The sequence below is a fragment of the Desulfovibrio biadhensis genome (assembly GCF_055388615.1).
This window is the reverse complement of sequence record NZ_AP042477.1, coordinates 3,503,489-3,524,949: the sequence shown is the minus strand read 5'-3', so window position 1 is coordinate 3,524,949 and position 21,461 is coordinate 3,503,489. Positions and strand designations below refer to the sequence as shown.

At 50.8% G+C, this 21,461-nt stretch carries 18 protein-coding genes and 1 tRNA gene; 14 read left to right on the top strand and 5 right to left on the bottom strand.

Annotated elements, in window-relative coordinates:
* Nucleotides 1-52: 52 nt before the first annotated feature.
* Nucleotides 53-129 (bottom strand) — tRNA-Met (locus ACZ5EH_RS15255).
* Between the two features lie 89 nt (nucleotides 130-218).
* Between ACZ5EH_RS15255 and ACZ5EH_RS15250 the strand changes: the two genes are divergently transcribed.
* The 6 genes from ACZ5EH_RS15250 (at nucleotide 219) to ACZ5EH_RS15225 (ending at nucleotide 6,527) form a co-directional block, all read left to right on the top strand.
* Nucleotides 219-941 (top strand): glycosyltransferase family 2 protein, encoded by a 723-nt coding sequence (locus ACZ5EH_RS15250; protein ID WP_464274735.1) that lies wholly within the window; start codon nucleotides 219-221, stop codon nucleotides 939-941.
* 5 nt (nucleotides 942-946) lie between these two features.
* The gene (locus ACZ5EH_RS15245; RefSeq protein WP_464274734.1) at nucleotides 947-1,204 is read left to right on the top strand and encodes a hypothetical protein; all 258 of its coding nucleotides are present in this window, start codon (nucleotides 947-949) and stop codon (nucleotides 1,202-1,204) included.
* Nucleotides 1,205-1,288: 84 nt separating this feature from the next.
* Nucleotides 1,289-2,134 carry a flagellin N-terminal helical domain-containing protein gene (locus tag ACZ5EH_RS15240; RefSeq protein WP_464274733.1) on the top strand — a complete coding sequence of 282 codons (846 nt, stop codon included), beginning with the start codon at nucleotides 1,289-1,291 and terminating at the stop codon, nucleotides 2,132-2,134.
* A 55-nt stretch (nucleotides 2,135-2,189) separates the two neighbouring features.
* Entirely contained in the window at nucleotides 2,190-3,644 is a 1,455-nt protein-coding gene (locus tag ACZ5EH_RS15235; protein ID WP_464274732.1) for a pyridoxal-phosphate dependent enzyme, read from the top strand.
* 115 nt (nucleotides 3,645-3,759) lie between these two features.
* A complete protein-coding gene (locus ACZ5EH_RS15230; protein WP_464274731.1) occupies nucleotides 3,760-4,602 on the top strand; it encodes a hypothetical protein in 843 nt (280 codons plus the stop codon).
* A gap of 197 nt (nucleotides 4,603-4,799) precedes the next feature.
* Nucleotides 4,800-6,527 (top strand): methyl-accepting chemotaxis protein, encoded by a 1,728-nt coding sequence (locus ACZ5EH_RS15225; RefSeq protein WP_464274730.1) that lies wholly within the window; start codon nucleotides 4,800-4,802, stop codon nucleotides 6,525-6,527.
* 48 nt (nucleotides 6,528-6,575) lie between these two features.
* On the opposite strand, the gene ACZ5EH_RS15220 is transcribed toward ACZ5EH_RS15225, so the two are convergent.
* Entirely contained in the window at nucleotides 6,576-7,784 is a 1,209-nt protein-coding gene (locus tag ACZ5EH_RS15220; RefSeq protein WP_464274729.1) for an HD domain-containing phosphohydrolase, read from the bottom strand.
* Between the two features lie 221 nt (nucleotides 7,785-8,005).
* Between ACZ5EH_RS15220 and ACZ5EH_RS15215 the strand changes: the two genes are divergently transcribed.
* Complete coding sequence (locus ACZ5EH_RS15215; protein WP_464274728.1) at nucleotides 8,006-8,305, top strand: circadian clock KaiB family protein; 300 nt, start codon at nucleotides 8,006-8,008, stop codon at nucleotides 8,303-8,305.
* A 103-nt stretch (nucleotides 8,306-8,408) separates the two neighbouring features.
* Here the strand turns inward: ACZ5EH_RS15215 and ACZ5EH_RS15210 are convergent, their stop codons facing one another.
* Nucleotides 8,409-9,371 carry a UDP-glucuronic acid decarboxylase family protein gene (locus tag ACZ5EH_RS15210; RefSeq protein WP_464274727.1) on the bottom strand — a complete coding sequence of 321 codons (963 nt, stop codon included), beginning with the start codon at nucleotides 9,369-9,371 and terminating at the stop codon, nucleotides 8,409-8,411.
* 411 nt (nucleotides 9,372-9,782) lie between these two features.
* Between ACZ5EH_RS15210 and mreB the strand changes: the two genes are divergently transcribed.
* Nucleotides 9,783-10,808, top strand: coding sequence for a rod shape-determining protein MreB (gene mreB / locus ACZ5EH_RS15205; protein ID WP_464278309.1), 1,026 nt, complete (start codon nucleotides 9,783-9,785; stop codon nucleotides 10,806-10,808).
* Between the two features lies 1 nt (nucleotide 10,809).
* Here mreB and ACZ5EH_RS15200 read toward each other — a convergent pair whose 3' ends face one another.
* On the bottom strand, nucleotides 10,810-11,610 hold the full coding sequence (locus ACZ5EH_RS15200; protein WP_464274726.1) for a Smr/MutS family protein: 801 nt from the start codon (nucleotides 11,608-11,610) through the stop codon (nucleotides 10,810-10,812).
* A 147-nt stretch (nucleotides 11,611-11,757) separates the two neighbouring features.
* Between ACZ5EH_RS15200 and ACZ5EH_RS15195 the strand changes: the two genes are divergently transcribed.
* Nucleotides 11,758-13,179, top strand: coding sequence for a sensor histidine kinase (locus ACZ5EH_RS15195; protein WP_464274725.1), 1,422 nt, complete (start codon nucleotides 11,758-11,760; stop codon nucleotides 13,177-13,179).
* Between the two features lie 57 nt (nucleotides 13,180-13,236).
* Entirely contained in the window at nucleotides 13,237-14,226 is a 990-nt protein-coding gene (gene sppA / locus ACZ5EH_RS15190) for a signal peptide peptidase SppA (protein ID WP_464274724.1), read from the top strand.
* Between the two features lie 193 nt (nucleotides 14,227-14,419).
* Here sppA and ACZ5EH_RS15185 read toward each other — a convergent pair whose 3' ends face one another.
* Nucleotides 14,420-15,868 carry a sigma-54-dependent transcriptional regulator gene (locus ACZ5EH_RS15185; protein ID WP_464274723.1) on the bottom strand — a complete coding sequence of 483 codons (1,449 nt, stop codon included), beginning with the start codon at nucleotides 15,866-15,868 and terminating at the stop codon, nucleotides 14,420-14,422.
* 1,042 nt (nucleotides 15,869-16,910) lie between these two features.
* On the opposite strand from ACZ5EH_RS15185, the gene ACZ5EH_RS15180 reads away from it, so the two are divergent.
* Genes ACZ5EH_RS15180 through ACZ5EH_RS15165 form a run of 4 tightly spaced genes read left to right on the top strand, consistent with a single transcriptional unit; the run spans nucleotide 16,911 to nucleotide 21,461 of the window.
* Nucleotides 16,911-17,492: a polysaccharide biosynthesis/export family protein gene (locus tag ACZ5EH_RS15180; RefSeq protein ID WP_464274722.1), complete on the top strand. Its 582-nt coding sequence runs from the start codon at nucleotides 16,911-16,913 to the stop codon at nucleotides 17,490-17,492.
* A 14-nt stretch (nucleotides 17,493-17,506) separates the two neighbouring features.
* Nucleotides 17,507-18,721: a hypothetical protein gene (locus ACZ5EH_RS15175; protein ID WP_464274721.1), complete on the top strand. Its 1,215-nt coding sequence runs from the start codon at nucleotides 17,507-17,509 to the stop codon at nucleotides 18,719-18,721.
* A gap of 25 nt (nucleotides 18,722-18,746) precedes the next feature.
* Complete coding sequence (locus tag ACZ5EH_RS15170; protein WP_464274720.1) at nucleotides 18,747-20,507, top strand: GumC family protein; 1,761 nt, start codon at nucleotides 18,747-18,749, stop codon at nucleotides 20,505-20,507.
* Between the two features lie 60 nt (nucleotides 20,508-20,567).
* On the top strand, nucleotides 20,568-21,461 hold the full coding sequence (locus ACZ5EH_RS15165) for a polysaccharide biosynthesis tyrosine autokinase (RefSeq protein ID WP_464274719.1): 894 nt from the start codon (nucleotides 20,568-20,570) through the stop codon (nucleotides 21,459-21,461).

The window sequence follows — 21,461 nt, the reverse complement described above, 5'->3', positions numbered from 1 at the left end:
TACCGGAAAAGAAAAAAGCCCTTAGGAGTGTTTCCTAAGGGCCTGATTTCTTTGGTAGCGGGGGCAGGATTTGAACCTACGACCTTCGGGTTATGAGCCCGACGAGCTACCGAACTGCTCTACCCCGCGACGTTGAAGAAAGGAATTTATGCGTCTCAAATACTTTTGTCAACACCTGGTGTTTACTTTTTTTAATTTTTCTCATAGAAATTCTCCCCATGGACATCAGCAACGTTTCCGTAGTCATCCCGGCCTACAATGAAGAGGACAATCTGCCCACTGTCTATAAGGAAGTGGCCAGCGCCATGGCCAATGTGGGCAAGGATTGGGACTGTCTCATCATAGATGACGGCAGCTCTGACACCACGTTACAGGTGCTCAAGCAGATGGCTGCAGCGCACCCCGAGCATGTTCACTACCTTGCCTTTGCCAGAAATTGCGGCCAGAGCGCTGCGTTTGCCGCCGGCTTTCAGACTGCAACCGGAGACGTTATCGTCACCATGGACGCCGACCTGCAGAATGACCCCTCCGACATCCCGGCCATGCTGCAAAAGTTTGCTGAAGGGTACGACATGGTCATAGGCTGGCGTGCAAACCGTCAGGACACATGGGCAAAGCGCAAGGCATCGCGCATAGCCAACTTCATCCGCAACTGGGTTAGCCAGGAAACCGTAAAGGACACGGGCTGCTCTCTCAAGGTAATGCGCGCGGACATGGCCAAGCGGCTGCCCATGTTCACCGGCATGCATCGTTTTTTACCCACGCTGATGAAGATGGAAGGCGCCACTGTGGCTGAAGTGGTGGTCAACCACCGCCCCCGCCTGCATGGCAAGTCCAAATACGGTGTCTGGGACCGCGCCCTCACCACCTGGAGCGATCTGCTGGCAGTGCGCTGGATGAAAAAGCGCCACTTTCGCTACGAAATCAGAGAGCAACGCTGACCGCCATGCTCATGGCCGCCCTGATTTTACTGCTTCTGGGCGTACCCCTGCAATTGGCCTATTGCGCCCGTCTTGCCCTTAAACCTGCCGCTGACAACCGCCTCTGGTTTATCCTCGCCATGCTAGGCGGTATCCTGAATATCTCTTCCGCCGCCTTGTTGCGTGACCCCCTGCTGGCAACGGGACAGGCCGCTGTGCTTGGTATTTACTTTTTTACGCGCCCCCGCAAACCTACGTCCCCTTCCTCCCACGACGAAGAATAGTTTCCTATAATTCCTGCTGCGCCCCTAAAGTTCCCCTCGCGTATGCCGATAAGTATGCTGAACAGGTGTATTACGAGGAAAGCCATGGCACTTACAAACTTAGAGAAATACCTCATTTTCGACACAACTTCCCAGTTGTTGCAGCAGGATATACTTACCAACAACTATCTCCTCGGCTCAACAGTTGGGGCGTCCTTGCGCGATATGGTGCTCAACCAACAGCGCATACAACCTCTGACGCAGCCCTATGACGAAGCCATCACCGGTACGCTGCGCGCCGACGCGGCCGCTGTAAGGCAGAATTCCCGCAACGTCAGCGAAGCAGCCAGCCTTATGGGCACAGGGGCGAGCGCCGTTGCTCAAATGTATGACGCCCTCGAACAAATGGAAGGCATCATCGATGACCTGGACTCAGGGGATCTGACATATTCATCCAGCGTAGCAAATGACTTCGACGCCCTTGTTGCAAAGATCACCGGCCTTATCGAGAGCACGGATTTCAACGGCATCAATATGCTGGACAGTTCCCAATGGGGGACCGAACAGATCGACTCCAACGGCCAGGTCTACATCCAGGCTTACAAGGATGGAGGATTCAACCTCACGTTCCACCCTCTGGACAGCCTGACCATTGACGGCAACACATGGAGTGATTTCGACGGCACCGCCCTCTCTGCAGACCCGGACCGTCAAACGCAGCAAGATATGGTGGACGACTTCCTGGCATCGATCTCCACTTTTCAGGAAATGTACGAAGGGCGCCAGGCCAGCCTGGAATTTCAGGTATCGGAACTGGAAAACCAGGCCGATCTGTTGGAGCAAGCTGCGCAGAACCGTCGCCAATCCACCACCACATCATCCACTTCGGTGGAAGACCTGTTGCTGAATCTTCTCCTTGGCAGCAGCAGTATCGTAGACGAAGACGCCTGAATATCCCTTGTAGACTTCCGTCCGCCCCCACGTTACCCACTGGACAGGAGGCCACATGCCCGGATTGCGACTCTATTGCCCTACGTGTGATCGACATTACTCTCCTGAGATTTTTTCCTGCCCCCACGCTGCAAGCGGTCAAGACCATGCTCTTCGCCGCGAATGGCAAGAGCCCCCTTCTCCAGAGGCGGTGCTCCGCGCCTGGGATAGTGGCGAACAACGTACCTTTGCTATCTTTGCCCCGTGGCTGGCTTCCTGGCAGATCATGGGAGCTGCCAACTACACCGCGGTACTGCAGCGTATTGAGCAATGCCTGCAAGAGCAGGAAGGCAAGAACTTCGCTGTCACGCCGGTGATGCGGTGCGACGCACTTGCCACCGCAATGGGGCGCACGGGCGCACTTTTTTGCAAGGATGAAACAGGCAACGTTACCGGCTCACACAAAGGGCGCCACCTCATGGCCACCCTGCTCCACCTGGAAGCGCTGCGCCACAACAAAGGGGAGGCAAAACCCCGGCTGGCCATTTACAGTTGCGGCAACGCCGCATTGGCGGCTGCTGCCGTTGCACGAAGCGGAGGCTACCAACTGGAGACCTTTGTCCCGGCCGACGTTGCACCTTCCGTAATCGCCATGCTGGAAGAACGGGGGGCGCTCGTATCCCCCCAATCACGATCAGCAACGGGACAGGGAGACCCATGCTATCTCGCCTTTGCAGCAGCACTGCAAAATGGCGCTGCCCCTTTTTCCTGTTCCGGTGCAGACACCTGGAGCAATATCGAAGGTGGCATGACCCTGGGGTGGGAGCTTGCCCTGCAACTGCGCGATAAGCAAACGCAGGTGCAACACGTCGTGCTGCACATTGGTGGGGGCGCCCTGGCCAGAGCCATGGTCCTTGCCCTGCGCGAAGCAAAATCCATGGGCCTGCTGCCTGCATTGCCCATTTTCCATGCAGTGCAGACACCTGGCGCGTTTCCCTTTGTCCGGGCTTGGTTTATTTCACTGGAGCATTGCTGTCGGGCGCTTGGGCATCCGCTGGACTTCAGCTACGACCGCAAAGCCTCACCAAACGCAGAGATTTCAAGACTCCATGCGTATCTTGCAGTTTCACACCAAACACTGCAGCAAGCAGCCTTGCTTGTGAAAAATCATTTCCACACCCCTGGTGTACAAAAAGCATTGCATGAAACCGCAACCGAAAAACAGCGATTCATGTGGCCTTGGGACGCAACTGGGGCGCCCCACAGTCTTGCAGAGGGCATCTTGGATGACGAAACCTATGATTGGCGCGATGTAATGCTGGGCGTGCTGGAGACAGGTGGCATAGCATGCGTGGCGACAGAAACCCAGGTGGCTGCGGCAAACGCCCTGTGCCAGCAGCATACAAGCATGTCCCCTTCCCATACAGGAAGCGCAGCTCTTGCAGGCCTGCTGCACCTTACCGAGAGCGGTATCATACCAGAAGGAGACGCCGTCGCCCTCCCTGTTACAGGGATACTGCGCCCCGAATAGCAACCATCAGGGCCAAAGGTTTTTTGGCAATGTAACAGCTTGAGTGGCGCACCGGTTATAGGCTATGGATTCGCTTTGTATGCGCCTCTTCCACTTCAACCCAAAATGATTGCTGATGAAAACCGCTCTCCGAAATCTTACCACTTCTGGTGGTCGCTCCTCGTGGGAGGTGGTTTATACGCAAAGCGGACTCATAAAGTCCGCTCAAGTGGCGGCACACACGGAAGAAGAAGTGGCGAACCGGGTGGCAGGATTCAATACCGCAGAGCGCCAGATCATACTTGTTCTCCACCTGCGCAAAGGTTTTTTAAAAAGCAAGAGTCACGCAGTCATCCATGAAAAGCACAGGGTGCCAAGCCTGTCTCTGCGGCATAATCTCAATGTATTCCTGCGCAACAGCTATTCCAATGGGGACGCTATTGCCAAGGAACTCGAAAAAATGTTGCAGGAGGAAGAGCGCGAAGAAAAACTGCGTTCCTTTCACATCGAAGAACGCCCCCAGGATTTGTGGTTCGTGCTCAAGGAAATCAAAACAAACGTCCAGTCAAAACCAGTACTTGTAGCATTTGTCAGTGCAGGCAGAAGCTGGGAAGATCAGCGCAAATTTTATGTGGCGCCCCTGGTTGACTATGAAAGTCAGCTCATGCTGCTGCAGGTCGAATACGATCCGCAAAGCCCCAACAAGCTGGCGCTCCAGGAAATATTCACGCGATTCAAGATTCGGCGTGTGCCGTGCTGGATCATGGCGACACCTGTCAAACGACAAGGCAAACCTGGCATACAAATCACCCGGTTTGAAAATTTTCGTGATGCTTATTTTTCACAGCAAGCGGAAGAAGGACGTTCTGGCATGGACAGTGGCAAGGCTGATGACGTGGAAGAGGCATTTACCAGCTATGTACTATGGGGCATAAAACAAACCTCTGGCGCCCTGAGCGCTACACAAATCTCCATCTAATATTTTTCAAATTTGTATTTGTGCGACTCCTGTATTTACCTTATTTGTAGTTCACACGGAGCGCCGCGCTCTCTCCTCTTCAGAATACCTTTTATATTCAGCACCATGCAGATATGGCCCAGGAACTGCTATAAGATTCCGGGGGGCAACGTGTATTTGTTTGTTGCTATCACAAATTTTCTGACCCGGATGAAAACATGAATGCTTCGATTTCTGTTCGGCTGATGACAACCGTCTTTTGCGGTCTTACGCTCATGGCCCTCTTCAACCTGGGAATCCTCAACCACGTTCTGGAAACCGCCGCACAGGCCAATGTCCAAAATGGTGAAGAAAGCAATATTTTGCTGCTGGCCGCAGGATTGAACATCCTGGCTGCAGCCATGATCGGCGGCCTCATTTGGTGGCTGCTGCACACCAATCTGATACGCCCCTTGGCTATTCTTGTGCGCTTTGCGGGGCAAGCTGCCTCCGGAGATTTCTCGGCAAAAGCTGAAGGCTCTTTCATCGGCCTTTTGCATGTGCTCCGCGAATCTTTGGCAACCATGCTTTCGAACCTTGAAGAACAGGTTCGCATTTCGGAAGCAAAAGCCAACGACGCACTGCAAATGGCTGAAAAAGCGCAAACAACGCTAGACCACGCCAACAAGCAGCATGACAAGGAAGAATCCCGGCGGTTGGGAATGCTACATGCAGGCGAAACTCTGGATGACGTCTCAAAGAAAATTCAAGAAGCCACCCAGGCCCTGCACGAACAGTCTCAAGGCGTCAGCAAGGGCGCACAGGTGCAACAAGAGCGGATGGACGAAACCGTCAGCGCCATGGAACAAATGCTGGCCTCCATCAACGACGTTGCGAAGAACGCCAACGCGGCATCTGTAAGCGCTTCAGATACAAAAGAAAAAGCTACCAGCGGTGCCACAGTCGTGCGCAATTCCGTGGAAGCCATTGCCGAAGTGCGAGAGCGCACCGACAAGCTCAAACAGACCATGCAGGAACTCGGCACCAGGGCCGAATCCATTGGCGAAGTCATGCACGTTATTTCCGACATTGCCGACCAGACCAATCTGTTGGCGCTCAATGCCGCCATCGAGGCGGCCCGGGCAGGAGAAGCCGGCAGGGGCTTTGCTGTCGTTGCCGATGAAGTCCGCAAACTTGCAGAAAAAACCATGAACGCGACCAAAGAGGTGGGCAGCGTCATTCAGGAAATTCAGCACGGCACATGGGACAGCATGGCCACAATGGATGAAGCAGCCCAGGCAGTGGAGCGCGCCACCACCCTTGCTGAATATTCCGGCCAGGCCCTGGAATCCATTGTTGCCCTGGTGGATTCCACCACCAGCCAGATGGAGTCCATTGCCTCGGCATCAGAACAGCAGGCCCATGCCAGCGCCGCCATCAAGGAGGCAGTGGACACGGCCAACGAAATTTCCATGAGCACCACAGACGGCATGCGTCAATCCACCGAAACCATTGCCTCCTTGACAAAGGAAATCGAAGAACTGATCAAGCTAAACGGATTGTTCAAACTGGTGGGGCAAGGCAAGGTCCAGGATGCCGTGGAGGGTATTGCAGCCAGCCAGCCCATGCAAAGTATGCAACGGGAGGCTTTGGAAAAGGAAATGCACAAGGCCATGGACAAAAACAAGATGTTTGAACTGATCTATGTCACGGACAGCAGGGGCAAACAGGTCACAGAAAACCTTGGCCCGAGAGGCTCCAGCACTTCCGGCGCCCGTTCAGTGCTGGGCAAGGACTGGAGCAACCGCCCTTGGTATCAAGGGACGGTTGAAAAAATGGAAACGTATATTTCTCCGGTTTATCTTTCTGAAGCTTCGGGAGAATACTGCCTGACGATCGCGACCCCAATCTGGAACGACAATAAACACGTTGGCGTGCTGGCAGTGGACATACGCGTGTTCGGCTAACTAAAAAGCGCCTTGGCGCCGCCATGATCTGGGCCAAAACAGATATATTCAGAATTCGTGGTCTTCATCTCGAAACTTGTTTTGAATGGCTTTGATGACATCGTAGATATCAAGAAGCGCCTGGATCATGTCCGGGTCAAACTGGGTGCCGGAATGCTCCTGCATATACTCCAGTACAGCATCCTCTTCCCAACTGTCTTTATAACAGCGTTTTGAGCTCAGTGCGTCAAAAACATCTGCGACAGCTACAACCCTGGCAGCAACAGGTATTGCATCTCCAGCAATGCCCTTGCCCATTTGCACGTTTTCTGCATTGATATCTTCGACCTCTCCAGGGTAACCGCCGCCATCCCAACGTTCATGATGCCCGAGGATGACATCTTTAGCCATTTTATCGAGTGCAGAAGCAGGCTGGGCAAATAGTCTTGCTCCATAAATAGTGTGCAACTGCATTACCTTGAATTCTTCCGGGGTCAGTTTTGCCGGTTTCTTAAGGATAGCGTCGGTAATACCTACCTTGCCCACATCATGAAGCATTGATGTTAACCTGAGGATGTCGCAAACGCGTCTGCGCGTTTCGTCCGCAACCCCCTTCATCAGTGCCCAGCGATTATAAATTTCACCTGCATAGGCGCTCACGCGCAATACATGTACTGCAGTTTCTTTGGGATCATGCAACTCTGCCATCCGCATCATGCGCAGCACCAGTTCCCTGGTCATGTGTCCGCGCTCTATGGTGCTGGCGGCGCTTCTGGTCAAAAGCGGCAGGTATTCTCTACTGGCTTCACTAAAGGGGGTGATGCGCCCTTCTGCATCCATGGCGTTGATGAGCTGCATGACACCAACTAATCTCGATGCCGCTGCATAGAGTGGTATCGCAAGGATTGATACAGTACGATAGTTGTTTACTTCATCAAAATGCGTATTGAATTCAAATGGGCACCCTTCCGGCAAGTTGTACGCATTTCTTATATGCACCATTTCGCCCATCACTGCTGCATGCCCGACTATTGAGCTTGAATCCATTGCCACAGTGTAGTCAGCATACTTCAGTTCATTCCCTTCCTGGCTACCAATAAGGGTATCATTATGTACATAGCTGAACCTGAGTCTATCACCTTCCACGAGGAAGATAGTCCCAGCATCCGCATTACAGATACGACGCGACTCATATAAAATTTTGTCAAGAATCGCATCAACATCTTGAAACGCATTGACATCTTCAGTTATCGTCAAAATTTCATTAACGATATCCAAAGGTTTCTGATTTATACATGAGGATTTCACGCTCTCCCCCTTGCAACGCACGAGACCGCATCATAATCTGGACCCCGGGCTCATACTCTCTTTGGGTATTTTTTGGTTAGCTTTGCTGACACACAATACGACTTAGCATATATCATACCCCATTCTGCTTAAAAAAGCTATTTTGTTTTTGCTTCCATAATAAAGCTACATTCTGCAGGGATAATGATCTGATGCGAAATCCAGAAAAAAACAAGTCCCCACAATTCACTTTGAAGCTGTTTGTTTCGGGTCAAACGGCCAAATCACAAGTTGCCCTGGCAGAGTTGCGCGATATTTGCGTAAAAAAACTTGCAGGACACTACTCAGTAGAAGTGCATGAAGTTCAAGACGATCCAGAACTTGTGGATATGCAATTTGACCTGGCGACAAAGACGGTTATTGAAGAACTGCCCCTCTCTTTGCAGCAAGCATTGGAAAATCTTGCTGAAAAGGAAAACATTCTTATAGGTCTCAACATCTACACCAACTGACTTTTGAAGCAGTACACCAAAAAAAAGACCACCCAGTTTTCCAGGGTGGTCTTTTTGGTTACTCGATTGTTGCTTGGCGACCAATGGCATCCACAACGCAAATTCAGCTGGCTATACCGCCCTCTTCTATAAGCTGCTTGAAATAGGCAATCGTTTTTTCCAGGCCAACCTCAAGGGGGACCTTGGGCTCCCAACCAAATTCATTCTTGGCTTTTGTTATGTCCGGCCGCCGCTGTGTCGGATCATCTTGAGGCAGGGGCTTGAACTCTATTTTAGAAGAGGACCCTGTCATGGAGATGATCTTTTCAGCCAGTTCCAGGATAGTGAACTCCCCGGGATTCCCCAGATTGACAGGACCGCAGCATTCATGGGGCGATGCCATAAAACGAATGAATCCCTCTATCAGGTCGTCCACGTAACAAAAAGAACGCGTCTGTGCGCCTTCGCCATAGACCGTGATGGGTTCATTACGCAGTGCCTGCAAAATGAAGTTGGACACCACTCGCCCGTCATTTGGGTGCATGCAAGGGCCGTAGGTATTGAAAATCCGTGCAACTTTTACACTCACCTTATGTTGCCGGTAGTAGTCGAAGCACAGTGTTTCAGCGCAGCGCTTGCCTTCATCATAACAAGAGCGTGGACCAATGGGATTTACGTTGCCCCAGTAGGTTTCCGGCTGGGGGTGGATTTCAGGGTCCCCGTAGACTTCAGAAGTAGACGCTTGCAACATTTTGGCCTTGGTCCGCTTGGCCAGGCCGAGCATATTGATGGCGCCATGCACCGAGGTTTTCGTCGTCTGTACAGGGTCAGACTGGTAATGAATGGGGGAGGCAGGACACGCCAGATTGTATATTTCGTCCACTTCCACATACAGCGGAAAAGTCACGTCATGACGCATCAGCTCAAAGCGAAAATCATCCAGAAATTCTTTTACATTGGAACGGCTGCTTGTAAAAAAGTTATCAAGGCAAATGACCTCGCACCCATCTTCAAGCAGGCGCTTGCAAAGGTGGGAGCCCAGAAACCCCGCTCCACCTGTAACCAGAACACGTTTGCGCAGATGCATGTATTTTCTCCTTGGGGAATAAAACGCTCTGCCCTGGCGACCCAACCAGCCTGCACAGGGCAAATCAACTTGGGACAAAGCTGCGTTTCTGTCAATCTCCATGCAGTCTCTTGCTTTTTGCTTGCGCCAAAGGGGTTTCAAAGACTTTCCCTAAAACACATATTATCGAAAGCCTGTCAGCGATACCAGGGGCATACGCATGCCCGATTTCGCCCGATACTAAAGATGACTTGAAAAATTATGCAGGGCCGCTTAAAGGTGGACGGAGTAACACGATAGCCAACGAGCCTTCCATGTCTTTCTGCGCCGTCATACAGCTCTTCTTTCTGCTGTTCAGGCGGCATCATGAAACGACTCGGTCAAATAACCGCCCTGTGCTTGAGCTGTCATGGGGTGCGAACAGAGGAATATATGGTCTTCGGGAGATTCCTGCGACTTTTTGGTAAAAACCTGGCAATGGATTTGGGGACAGCAAATACCCTCATCTACGTTTCCAAGCGCGGTATAGTGCTTAACGAGCCCACAGTGGTAGCCATTGACGATCGCAGCGGCAAAGTCATTGCCGTTGGTGCTGAGGCTAAAAGCTACATGGGGCGGGCGCCCCAGGGCATTTCAATCATTCGCCCCTTGAAAGATGGCGTCATCGCGGACTTTGAAGTCACCAACCGTATGATATCCTCTTTCATCCGCAAGATAACTACCGGCATGCGCATTTCTTCGCCTGCAATGGTTGTTGGCATTCCCCCATATATCACCAACGTTGAAAAACGCGCCGTCATCGATTCCGCCCATGAAGTAGGCGTGCGGGATGTACGCCTGGTGGACGAGGCCATGGCCTCGGCAATCGGCGCCGACCTGCCGGTACACGATGCTGTCAGCAATTTTGTGGTTGATATCGGCGGCGGGACCTGCGACGTGGCTGTCATTAGTCTTTCAGGCCATGTTTGTGGCGAATCCCTGCGCGTTGCTGGCGATGAAATGAACGAGGCCATCCAGAATTACATGAAGGACAACTTTCGCATGCTCATAGGCGAAAGCACTGCTGAAAATATAAAGATGACAATCGGCTCAGCAGCACCACTGGATGAGCCCCTGGAAATGCAGGTATCGGGGCGCGGCATAACTTCCGGTATTCCCACCACAGTCACCATCACCGATACAGACGTTCGCGAAGCCATCATGCCCACGGTCAGGGCCATTCTTCAGGCTGTGCGCAGAACCCTGGAAAAAACACCGCCCAACCTCATAGAAGACAGTACCAGGAACGGCATTTTGCTTGTTGGTGGTGGCGCGCTGATCCGCAATATGGACAAGGCTATCCATGATGAAACAACCTTGCCGGTCATTGTTGATGAAGATCCACTGACAACTTGTGTGCGTGGCGCTGGCAAAATCATTGAAAACCGCAAGCATTTCGAACCGGTATTCATCAGCTGAGTCAAATATGCGGTAGCATGTCCACTGGGTAGCGGTCCCAGTTGATTTTTCCCTTTCCCTTCTGCTTTCTGAGCAGCACATACAATGCGCCGGCGCCGCCATGCTTGGGTAGCGCCGTGCAAAAAGCCAGCACCACCCGTTTCATCGGGTCCTGGGTCAACCACAACTGCACCCGCTCCCGTAACACGCCGTACCCTTCAGGGGAATTTTTCCCCCTGCCGGGAATAAGCAACAAACACCTGCGCCCTTGCATGTAACTCTCTTTTATGAACTGGATGAGGGCGACCCACGCCTGCTCGGAATTGAAGCCGTGCATGTCCAGATGCGCCTCGGGGCTGTAAAAACCGGCCTTCAACCGCACCTGTAGCTTCACATCCAGCCCGACGACGTGTCCGTTGATATACTCTTCTGTATTCTCTAGCTTGAATTCGACCTTCCCGTTGACCAAATCCGCGAGCTTGTTGGTTACTTCAGCATCTTCATCCTTATGAGAAGGGGGCGTTTGAGAAGACTGCAATGTATTCGCTTTTTTTGCGACCACGCGCCCCCTGTTTTTGTCCAAAGGCTCCACGCCGTTCATGGCCTGCAAAAAAAGCTCCTCCTGCTCCACAGGCTCGGGCATTGGGGCTGCAGCGGCCTGCGCTGCGGCCTTGGGTGGAGGAGGCGCTGCCTTTCCTGCTTTGGTGTTTCGAGCTTTTCCAGACAGGGGCGCTTTGGCTTCCTTCTGCTTTCCTTTGCTCCTTTTTTTGGGGAAGCTCTTTTTATCCAAAGAAAGGAATGGGTTCTCGTCATTCTTGTGCATGATAGTTCTCCAAGCGCCTTTGCGCCAGACACAAAGCTACACAAGCCCCTACCCATTGTGCAAGCCGCTTACCCACAGGAATCCATAATTTCCTTTTCACTTCCAAAAACATTGACGCTCGGAAACGAATGCGGCAGATAATAAGGTATGCAACAAACTCAGGACTTGTTTGCCGGCATTGCAACACCAGCGCTTCCTCGCGTTCTTTTGGTTCTTCCTCCCCATGCCGGGGCAGACGATCTTCCCTTTGCCGCCACTGTGCACGACAGGCAACTGCCCTTTACCGTAAGCACGGCTTTCGGTGCTTGCGAGGCCCTCAGGCTGGCCAAAGAAGAACGCTGCGACGTTATCATTTCGGAATACCTGCTTGGCAAGACCACTGTCTTTGACATTTTAGCTCATGCGCCACGGGACATGGTCATCGTGGTCACTGCGGATGGTGACGAAGTCACTGCCATCAATGCATTCAAGGCCGGCGCCTGCGATTACATCATCAAGGACGCTTCCGGCGAATATCTTGATCGAATCCCTGAAGCCATCGACAGGGCTCTTCGTTCACGAGCAAGTCACAGCTTGTATCAGACCCTCATACACGCAATGACCAGCATCCATGACTCTGTTTTCATAACAGATATGAATGACACGATCATTTTTACCAACAATGCTTTTTGTAAAACCTACGGATATGAAACAGGCGAGATCATAGGAAAAAATGTTGTGCAGGTCTGGGGGGAAGAAACAAAGTCCGAATTCATCCCGGCAAAGAAGATCGCTGCCAGTGGGCATGTGGCAGCGAAGGACACCTCCAACCTTCGCAAAGACGGGACAACGTTCCCCGTCTCCTTGTCCCGCTCTGTTGTTCATAACGAAGAAGGCGAAGCCCAGGCTGTTGTCTGTGTCGCCAGGGACATTACAGAACGTGTACATGCGGAGCAGGAACTCAAAAATTCGCTGAACGAAAAGGAAGTGCTGCTTCGCGAAATCCACCACAGGGTAAAAAACAACCTGCAGATCATCTCCAGCCTACTGAACCTGCAGGCGGGATTTCTTAAAGATCAACACACCCGTGACGCCTTGCGTGAAAGCCAGAACAGGGTGCGCTCCATGGCGCTCATCCACGAACGCATCTACAGGTCAGGGCGGCTCAGCAAAGTCAACTTTCCTGAATATGTGCAAAGCCTCGCCAACCATCTTCTTTCCAGCTACAGGGGAGCTCGCGGGGTCACCATCCAGGTGGAGCAAACCGAACTGCTCATCAATGTGGAGCTTGCAGTGCCCTGCGGCCTCATTGTCAATGAACTGCTCTCCAACTCTCTGAAGCACGGCTACCCCAAAGGGCGCAATGGCGCCATCCATGTTCGTTTTTCAGTTGACGAAACAGACCAGAGCGTCCTGACGCTGGAGGTTGCAGACGATGGTGTCGGCTACCCGGCCAATCTCGACCTCGATAATACCGAAAGCCTGGGATTGCAGCTCATCAACATGCTGAGCCAGCAGCTTAAAGGCAGCCTGACTATCATTCACGATACCGGCGCCCGCAGTTTGATAAAAATTCCCCTGGCAAATTGACGCTCGCCCCTCTTTTTCACCATTTTCAAAACCATTGGCCCCATGCTAAAGAGACCCATGCGAAAAAATAACCACCATGGCATCATCTGTTTGATATTGTTGGCCACAGTTCTGTTTGTCAGCGCCTGCCAGCCAAAAATCAATATCTTCCCGGACCAGTCAGAACCTCTTGAAGAATTCACGCTGCAAGGCGATGGGGCGGACAAAATCCTGCTGGTACAGGTGAACGGTACCATCAGTACTTCCAGCCGGAGCGGCCTGCTTGTTGAGCGCCCCAGCCTGGTGCAGGAAGTGACCTCGCGTCTGCGGAAAGCTGCAGAGGATGACGCAGTCAAAGCTGTGGTTCTGGCCATAGACACACCCGGCGGTAGCGTTACGGCCAGCGATATTTTGTATGAAGAGATCATGCGCCACAAACAAAAAACAGGGAATAAGACCGTGGCGCTATTGATGGGGCTGGCGGCATCTGGGGGGTATTACACGGCTGTTGCTGCAGACAGCATCATAGCCCACCCTACAACCATTACCGGGTCAATCGGCACCATCTACATCCGCCCAGACGTTGCTGCGCTCATGAATAAAATCGGTGTGAAGGCAGAGGTAACGAAGTCAGGAAAATACAAGGATATTTCTTCCTGGTTCAGGGACAGCACCGAGGAAGAGCGCGCAATCATGCAGCAGATGATCAACCAACTCAATGCGCGCTTTCTGGAACTAGTGCGCACCCGTCGCCAGCTGGACGATACGCGCATGCATACCATTGCTCAGGCGCGGGTCTTCACTGCCGCCCAAGCCAGAGAACTGGGACTCGTGGACGGCATTGGCTACGCCCAGGAGGCCTTTGACCAGGCCAAAAAGCTCGCAGGTCTCGAAAAAGATGCAAAGGTCGTCACCTACCGCCGCAGAGAATTTGCTGACGATACTCCATATAACAACATGGAAGCAGCTCTTGGAGGGAAATCCCCTCTCATGGAAGGGGCAGGCAGGCTTTTGCAAGCCCTTGAACCAGGATTTCACTATCTCTGGCTACCTGGTGCAGGATTTTAACATTCTGCGCAATTGCCCCCTGCGCAACATAGCAGTGTTGGCGCAGTGCGCCAGGTCATACCAGAAACAATGGACCATTCTGCTATAGCAGGCAGCGTTATATTTCTAAAGCAAACCAGGCATTGGGAGCGAGAGACAACGACGCAACAGCACATTTTGCAGGTGCGCCATCGCGCTTTTATTTTTCGTCTTGCTATTTCAACTTAATCCCATGTTTCTTCAAGAGCTCGTAGAGTCTTGCTCGAGACAGTTTGGACATGGAGCACGCCTTGTCCAGATCGCCATCTGAAATTTCGACCAGCTTCTGAAAATACTGCCCTTCAGCCGTGGATACCGCAACATTGCGCATTTCCTTATAGTTAGGAAACTCGGAAAACAGCGACATGAAGTCGCCCAGTCCAGGAGATTGTGGCGCTGCGGCCTCCTGGTCAGGCGCGTTGTCCTTAACCGTCTCCCCAGGCTTGATCTTGGACTTGGCCCTGAGGATACGGAACTCGACAGGCAAATGGTGGTAATTAAGCACATCGCTGTCTGCGGCATTGGCAATGCTGCTATGCAAAACATTGAGAAATTCTCTCACATTTCCTGGCCAGGAGTAGCTCGTCAGGGTCTCCAGAAAATCCTTGGAGTAATTTTTTTCTTTATATCCATATTCTTTAGAAATCTTGGGGAGAAATCGTTCAAGAAGAAGAGAGATGTCCTCCACCCGCTCACGTAAAGGGGGCAGATGCAAGTGTATGGCGCGCAGCCTGAAATAAAGGTCCTTCCTGAACAGGTTCTTTTCGACCATGTCCTCAAGATCGCGGTTGGTGGCGGAGATGAGCCGAAAGTTGCTGGTCTCCTCCTTTTGCGACCCAATCATTATGAACCTGCCCTCTTGGATCACTCGCAACAGGGATTTCTGCACTTCCAGACTCAAATCCCCGATTTCATCAAGGAACAAGGTGCCGCCATCCGCCTGTTTGATGAAACCGGGCTTGTCATCTTTGGCATCTGTGAACGAACCTTTTTTATGACCAAAGAGCAAGCTTTCCGCTAGCGTATTGGGGATGCAGGTACAATCCACAACGACAAAATTCTTGTTTCTCCGTGGTGAGTTGGAGTGTACGGCCCTGGCGAACAACTCTTTGCCCGTACCGGTCTCACCGGTTATGAGAACGCTTCCAGAGGACTGCGCAGCACGGTATGCGGTATCGAGGCAATCTCTGATCTTGGCGCCTTTACCTACTATCAGCTCAAACTGATCATCCTCTTCGTTACGGGAGCGCTCAAGCTTGTTTTCTCTGAATTCAAGAGCCCTTTTGATGAGCAGCTTCATCTCATTGTAAGAGGGGGGCTTCTGCAAATAATCCCAAGCGCCACTCGTAAGGGCCTTTTCTGCGCCCGCCTGATCTGCGCTGCCGGTAAGGATGATGATCTCAGGCCTGGAGGGAACAGTTTGAAAGTCAGAAATCCTTTCCAGCCCATTGCCTTTGGAAAAATTTACGTCGAGGAATATGAGATCGATCTCGGAACGCGCAGCTTCCTTGATCCCGTGATCAAGATTCTGGCTGGTCGCACTTTCGTAACCGAGACGTTTCACCATTTCTGACATTACGTCACAAAAAAAAGGATCGTCATCTACTATAAGTATCTTAGGCATAAATAGTACGCACCTTTTAGCAACAAATCGCTCCACCCTTTCGGGCTGCTAAAACCCCGCATATATACTGGGACATTGTATTAAAATCCCACTCCCTGGAGCAAACAGCTCTAGCATACTGCACCAGCTTACTGTCGAAGAAAATACCCGTTGGAAACTACGAACAATATTTTTAATGATTTATTGACACGCATCATGGTGCCCTATCATAGACACTAATAAGCTTTTGCCTTGGCCTTGAAGAGCACACAGTGACAAATGACCTAGAATTGTCGTTTCAACTTTGATGACAATAGCATACTGAAACAAAAAATACTACTGCAGTCAGAAACAAGGCGCCCTGGGCGACAAAGGGCCGAGACTAGAGCTGGACAGGAAAAATTTTCCTGAAAAATTAGAATGATAAATACAGAATACACTCAGGCGAAATGATCGACAAATCGCAGAGATCTATCCAGAGTTCCCGGTTTTATCTCACAATACTCTTTTTATATAAAAGACAATATTTACCCGGAACCCATTTTTCATAATTATTTTGACGAAAAGCGTTTCAAAGTGTAGAGAAACTCAAAAGCCTTTTGACGGTTGGCAATGAAAGGCATGCTGTAAGATTTCTCTTCACTTATATTTTACTGGATGCTTTTTTCGCTCTACGCAGCTTATCTTTTTGGAGAGACTTTTTTAACAACCAATACACATTTTTAACACACACTCTTCTGCTAGCTTTTGTTTGCAGACCGCAACAAGATGCAAAACATATGAAAGAAAAACTTTTTCCATAACAAAACTTTTTTATAACTAGGGTCACATTTAAGGGCTGCTACTCAATGCACAGCAAAGCATCTTTTCATTTTTTCTCAGCAACCTTGACGTTGAATTTCCCCCATTGGAAAAGTATTTATTCTCACTTCAGACGTTAAAGTAAATGTTTGTAGTTACGTTGTAGAGTGTTCTGGCCAAGCAAAGGAAATGGGAAAACACATTTGGGGCATCATCTGACGGCGTTGCCATAACTAGATTGTAGCTGGACAAGGAGGTCTCCGTGAAATTTCAGATGGGCAGAGTTGTAATAACTTCTTTTGTCATACTTTTGGCAAGCTTTATAGCAGCGCCCATGGGCTTTGCAGCTGAAAAAGTGTCCCCCTCCTTTAACCTCGGGCCCGGTGATGTGCTGGCGATATCAGTTTGGCGCGACGAAGAGCTTAACAGACAGGTACTCGTAAGACCGGATGGCATGATTTCATTCCCGCTGATTGGGGATATCGTCGCCGCAGGCAAGACCGTGGATGAGCTCAGGCAGGAAATCGAAGAGAAAATTGTCGAGTACGTGCCCGATACCAAAGTCACTGTCATGCTTATTGAACTGGCCAGTCCCAAGGTGTTCGTGGTTGGACAGGTCAACCAGCCCGGAATGTTCATCATGACTGGCGATACGACAGTGATGCAGGCCCTGGCCTGGGCAGGCGGACTGACGCCCTTTGCGTCATCCGGCAGCATCAGAATAATACGTACTGGAAACGGTCACACCGCCGTACTTAATTTTGACTACGATGACGTCGAAGACGGCGAAGATCTGGCCCAAAATGTGATTCTTCAACCGGGCGACACCATCGTCGTTCCCTAACGATGGGGCCCTGCATGCACTATGCAGCCAAAGCCATTGCCATTACGGCCACAATAGGCATCTGGCTCTGTAGCTGCGGCGCTCTTTTCGCGGCGGATGTCACCATTACGCCCGGCGTTGTCATTCGTGAAACGTATGACGACAACCTCTTTCTCGACAATGAATCCGACCTGGAAACCCGCTTTTCGCCAACCATCTCCATAGAATCAGAAACGCAAAGATCTTCGTTGCGTCTCAACGCCCAGGCGAACGTATTCCGGTACACGCACCTGAAGGACTACAATCGCATTGAATACAGCGCTAACGTGAACATGGCCTACGCCATCAGCCCAACCATCACCTGGGGCGCTACAGCCAAGTACAATCAAGACGATAGTTTTTCAGAAGAACTTGAAACGACAGGAAGAATCATCTCCGCCGTCACCAGATGGGCATACGCCGGACAAACAAGCCTGAGCTTCACACTGGACCGACGCAACAGCCTTACCTATTCAATAGGGGGCGGCATCACCAGATATGAACAAGACAAACAACTCAAGAACGACAGACTCGACTCCTCTTTGCAGTGGACCCATGTTCTCACCCCAAGAACAAGCCTTCTCTCCACGCTTTCCGGCAGTATTGAGCACGCCTACGACGATACGCAAGATATTCTGACATCCTACGGACGGTTCCTGGCCGGTTTCCAATACGCATTCCGTGAAAATCTGTCTCTCAGCATGCAAGGGGGCGCTACCCTTGTAGATACACGATCAAAACAAAAGCTGATAGTTTCACAAACAAACAATTCTGGCGACATAGAGGAATTCTACCTGGGAGAGGAAAAAACCACTTCCCAAAACCTGCATTTCAGCGCCAATGTAACCTTGAATTGGCAACCGTCCAAAACATCAAACCTAAGCGCCACATTTTCTGAATCCACAGGGCAAGACATAAACGCCGTCCAATACACGCAAAGCCGCCTGAACCTGTCTGCCGCCAAAGATATCACTGAGCGTCTCAAAGTGTCCCTAAGCACCTCGGGGTTCGTCACGCAATATGACTCCGGCGACAGAAGCGGCAGCCTGAACCTCTTCCTGACACCGGCAATCTCATACCGGCTTGCAGAAGACACATCCATCTCCTTGAATTATTCATACTATCGAAATTGGGATACCTTGCAGTGGGATTCGGAATGGCGTAATAGAGTATATTTGGAACTTTCCTCGAATTGGCCATTCAAGCCCTGACAACACCTTGACGGGACGCTAGCAAATGGAAGAACAAGTCAATATTGATTTTATATACGGAGCTTTCAAAAGGCGGAAAAATCTGATCATTATCCCCGCCTTGGCCATTTTCATCATTGCCACGATTGTGGTGATGCTGCTCCCCCCAATATACAAATCATCTTCAACAATTCTTGTCGAAGCCCAGGAAATTCCTACAGAAATGGTCATGTCGACTGTCACTGGTTACGTTGAAGAACGTATGCAAACTATTACGCAAATAGTGCTTAGTCGTGACAATGTCCTTACTTTGATAAAGAAATACAATCTATTCTCTGATTCTGAGAGCAGAATGACGCCTGAAGAGCAGGTGGAATCTTTTAGAGAAAGTGTCGCATTGACACCAATTCAGGCAGATGTCGTCAACCCTGAATCTGGCAGACAATCCATTGCGACCATTGCATTCGAGCTTTCCTTCTCCGGAAAAAACCCTGCCTCTACAGCGCAGGTCGCAAATGCCCTTACGTCTCTTTTTCTCGAAGAGAACTTCCGCAACAGAAAAGAAAAGGCTACCACTACCTACGATTTTCTGCTCCAGGAACTTGATGATCTTCAAAAACAAATAGATGATAAAGAAGAAAAGATTGCTGAATTCAAAGATAAGCATCTTCTTTCACTTCCAGAAATGCTTCAAGTCAACAGATCGTCGATTGATCGTTTGGAGCAAGAGAAGGATATCATCCGTCACAAGGTCATGAACCTGCAAGACAGAAGAGCCTACCTTGAAGGTCAGCTCGCCCTCATAGATCCGAACAGCGCAACAAAGCTTAGCACTGGAGAATTCGCCTCCCCTGAAGAAGAATTATATACCTTACGGCGCAAATACATCACCCTCAGATCGCAATACTCTGACAAACATCCTGATGTCATTGCCCTCAAGAAGAATATCGACGCCCTCGAATCCGTGGGGGGCAGTTCTGGAGCCCTGAACGAGACCGAAGCCGCCCTTGACAGGGCCCGGTCTGAGTTGGCGATGGCCGAGCAGTCTTACACGGACAAGCATCCAGAAGTAATCCGGTTGAAAAAACAGGTTAAAGGGTTGGAGGACCAAGTTGCACAACTCAAAAACAGTGCGAATTTGTCTTCTCAATTTCAGAGAGGTAATGACGCCGTACCAAGAGCCAACCCTGCTTACATCAACCTGCAGACCAACATTACAGCCACTGAGCAGGAAATAGCTTCTCAACAGTCTTTACTTGAGAGCACCGAAGAAGAACTCAAGAAACTCCGCGCGCGGCTTGAAAACACGCCCCGTGTTGAGCAGACATACTTACGGCTGCAGCGTGACTATGACACCTTGCGTGCGAAGTATCAGGACACGCAGGTCCGGCTCCAGGCTGCGAAGGAAGCGAAAAATCTTGAAGAAGACAGGATCGCAGAAAAACTGACGATTATCGAACCGCCCCGTATTCCTGAAAAGCCTTACAAGCCCAAACGTCTTCTGCTCATTGCCATTTGCTTTGTTTTGGCAACGGGCACAGGCATGGGGCTAGGGTTTGGCGCCGAGGTGCTTGATAAAAGCGTTCACAGCGCTGAAGATGTGTCCATAGTCACCCATTATCCCGTGCTTGCCACAGCCCCATACATTGCAACCCCAAGGGAAATTGTTCGCAACCGGCGGCGCAAGATTTTACTTGTTCTTGCCACTCTTATCACCATTGGAGGTGGATTGGCGGCAATCCACTTTTTTTACCAACCGCTTGATGTACTCTGGCAAAGAATTCTTCACAGAATCGACTTCATGTAGTCTTGCACAGCAGTGAATTGAAGAAACGATAATCAGCACCTTCTGCATTCAGGAAAAAGCATGAGCAAACTTGCAAAAGCTATGGAAAAGGCGAGGCAGGTACGTAGCCAGCGCCAGGACAATATTCGACAGCCTGAACCTATAGATGTTGAAACGCCCGAGTATATCCAGCAGCCCTCGCATGCCGAGTCTTCAAGCCATCTCTATCCTTCTCCCAAAATGGAAGATACAATAGCGGAGACTCCGTATCCATCATCAACAGATGCTTTGGACACTACCTTTGGCAGCACAAAAGTCCTTTCGACAGATGACAGGCACCTTGAAAACAATCGAATAATCACGCATCGCAGCTCGCCTGCGGTCCTGGATAGCTACTACGTATTAAGAACGCAGATACTACAACGCACAAAGCATAAGCGTTGGAACACGCTCATGGTGACGAGCCCCCGCCCAAGAGAAGGGAAGAGCGTAACCAGTGTGAATCTGGCAATGACCATAGCCTGTCAGCCGGGGTATACTTCCCTTCTCGTTGACGCAAACTTTCGCACGCCCATGGTGCGCAGTCTGCTCGGCTTGACCGGGAGCGATGCCGGACTCACAGACTATCTTGTTGATGATACAGTAGAAATTCCGAATCTGCTGGTCAATCCAGGAATCGAAAAAATGGTAGTGCTCCCATCAGGCAAACCGCTGCTTGGCTCCACAGATTTGCTTGCCACCCCGCGGATGGAGCACCTGGTCCATGAAATCAAAAACCGCTACCCTGATCGCTACGTAATATACGATTGCCCTCATTTGCTGGAGATGCCCGACGCACTGGTGTTTGCGAATTATGTTGACGCCATTCTGCTTGTAGTCGAAGCTAACCGCACAAGAAAAGAAGACCTCGAAGAAGCTTGCAGACTTCTTGAGGGTAAAAATGTCCTTGGTTCATTCCTCACTAAACTCGGGTAA

Bases quoted from the DNA above. Each gene is read 5' to 3' on its own strand.
- ACZ5EH_RS15225 (WP_464274730.1), top strand. From the start codon at position 4,800: ATGAATGCTTCGATTTCTGTTCGGCTGATGACAACCGTCTTTTGCGGT.
- ACZ5EH_RS15175 (WP_464274721.1), top strand. From the start codon at position 17,507: ATGCACTATGCAGCCAAAGCCATTGCCATTACGGCCACAATAGGCATC.
- ACZ5EH_RS15235 (WP_464274732.1), top strand. From the start codon at position 2,190: ATGCCCGGATTGCGACTCTATTGCCCTACGTGTGATCGACATTACTCT.
- ACZ5EH_RS15245 (WP_464274734.1), top strand. From the start codon at position 947: ATGCTCATGGCCGCCCTGATTTTACTGCTTCTGGGCGTACCCCTGCAA.
- ACZ5EH_RS15195 (WP_464274725.1), top strand. From the start codon at position 11,758: ATGCAACAAACTCAGGACTTGTTTGCCGGCATTGCAACACCAGCGCTT.
- ACZ5EH_RS15185 (WP_464274723.1), bottom strand. From the start codon at position 15,868: ATGCCTAAGATACTTATAGTAGATGACGATCCTTTTTTTTGTGACGTA.
- ACZ5EH_RS15240 (WP_464274733.1), top strand. From the start codon at position 1,289: ATGGCACTTACAAACTTAGAGAAATACCTCATTTTCGACACAACTTCC.
- sppA (WP_464274724.1), top strand. From the start codon at position 13,237: ATGCGAAAAAATAACCACCATGGCATCATCTGTTTGATATTGTTGGCC.
- ACZ5EH_RS15250 (WP_464274735.1), top strand. From the start codon at position 219: ATGGACATCAGCAACGTTTCCGTAGTCATCCCGGCCTACAATGAAGAG.
- ACZ5EH_RS15210 (WP_464274727.1), bottom strand. From the start codon at position 9,371: ATGCATCTGCGCAAACGTGTTCTGGTTACAGGTGGAGCGGGGTTTCTG.
- mreB (WP_464278309.1), top strand. From the start codon at position 9,783: ATGGTCTTCGGGAGATTCCTGCGACTTTTTGGTAAAAACCTGGCAATG.
- ACZ5EH_RS15215 (WP_464274728.1), top strand. From the start codon at position 8,006: ATGCGAAATCCAGAAAAAAACAAGTCCCCACAATTCACTTTGAAGCTG.
- ACZ5EH_RS15230 (WP_464274731.1), top strand. From the start codon at position 3,760: ATGAAAACCGCTCTCCGAAATCTTACCACTTCTGGTGGTCGCTCCTCG.
- ACZ5EH_RS15200 (WP_464274726.1), bottom strand. From the start codon at position 11,610: ATGCACAAGAATGACGAGAACCCATTCCTTTCTTTGGATAAAAAGAGC.
- ACZ5EH_RS15165 (WP_464274719.1), top strand. From the start codon at position 20,568: ATGAGCAAACTTGCAAAAGCTATGGAAAAGGCGAGGCAGGTACGTAGC.
- ACZ5EH_RS15170 (WP_464274720.1), top strand. From the start codon at position 18,747: ATGGAAGAACAAGTCAATATTGATTTTATATACGGAGCTTTCAAAAGG.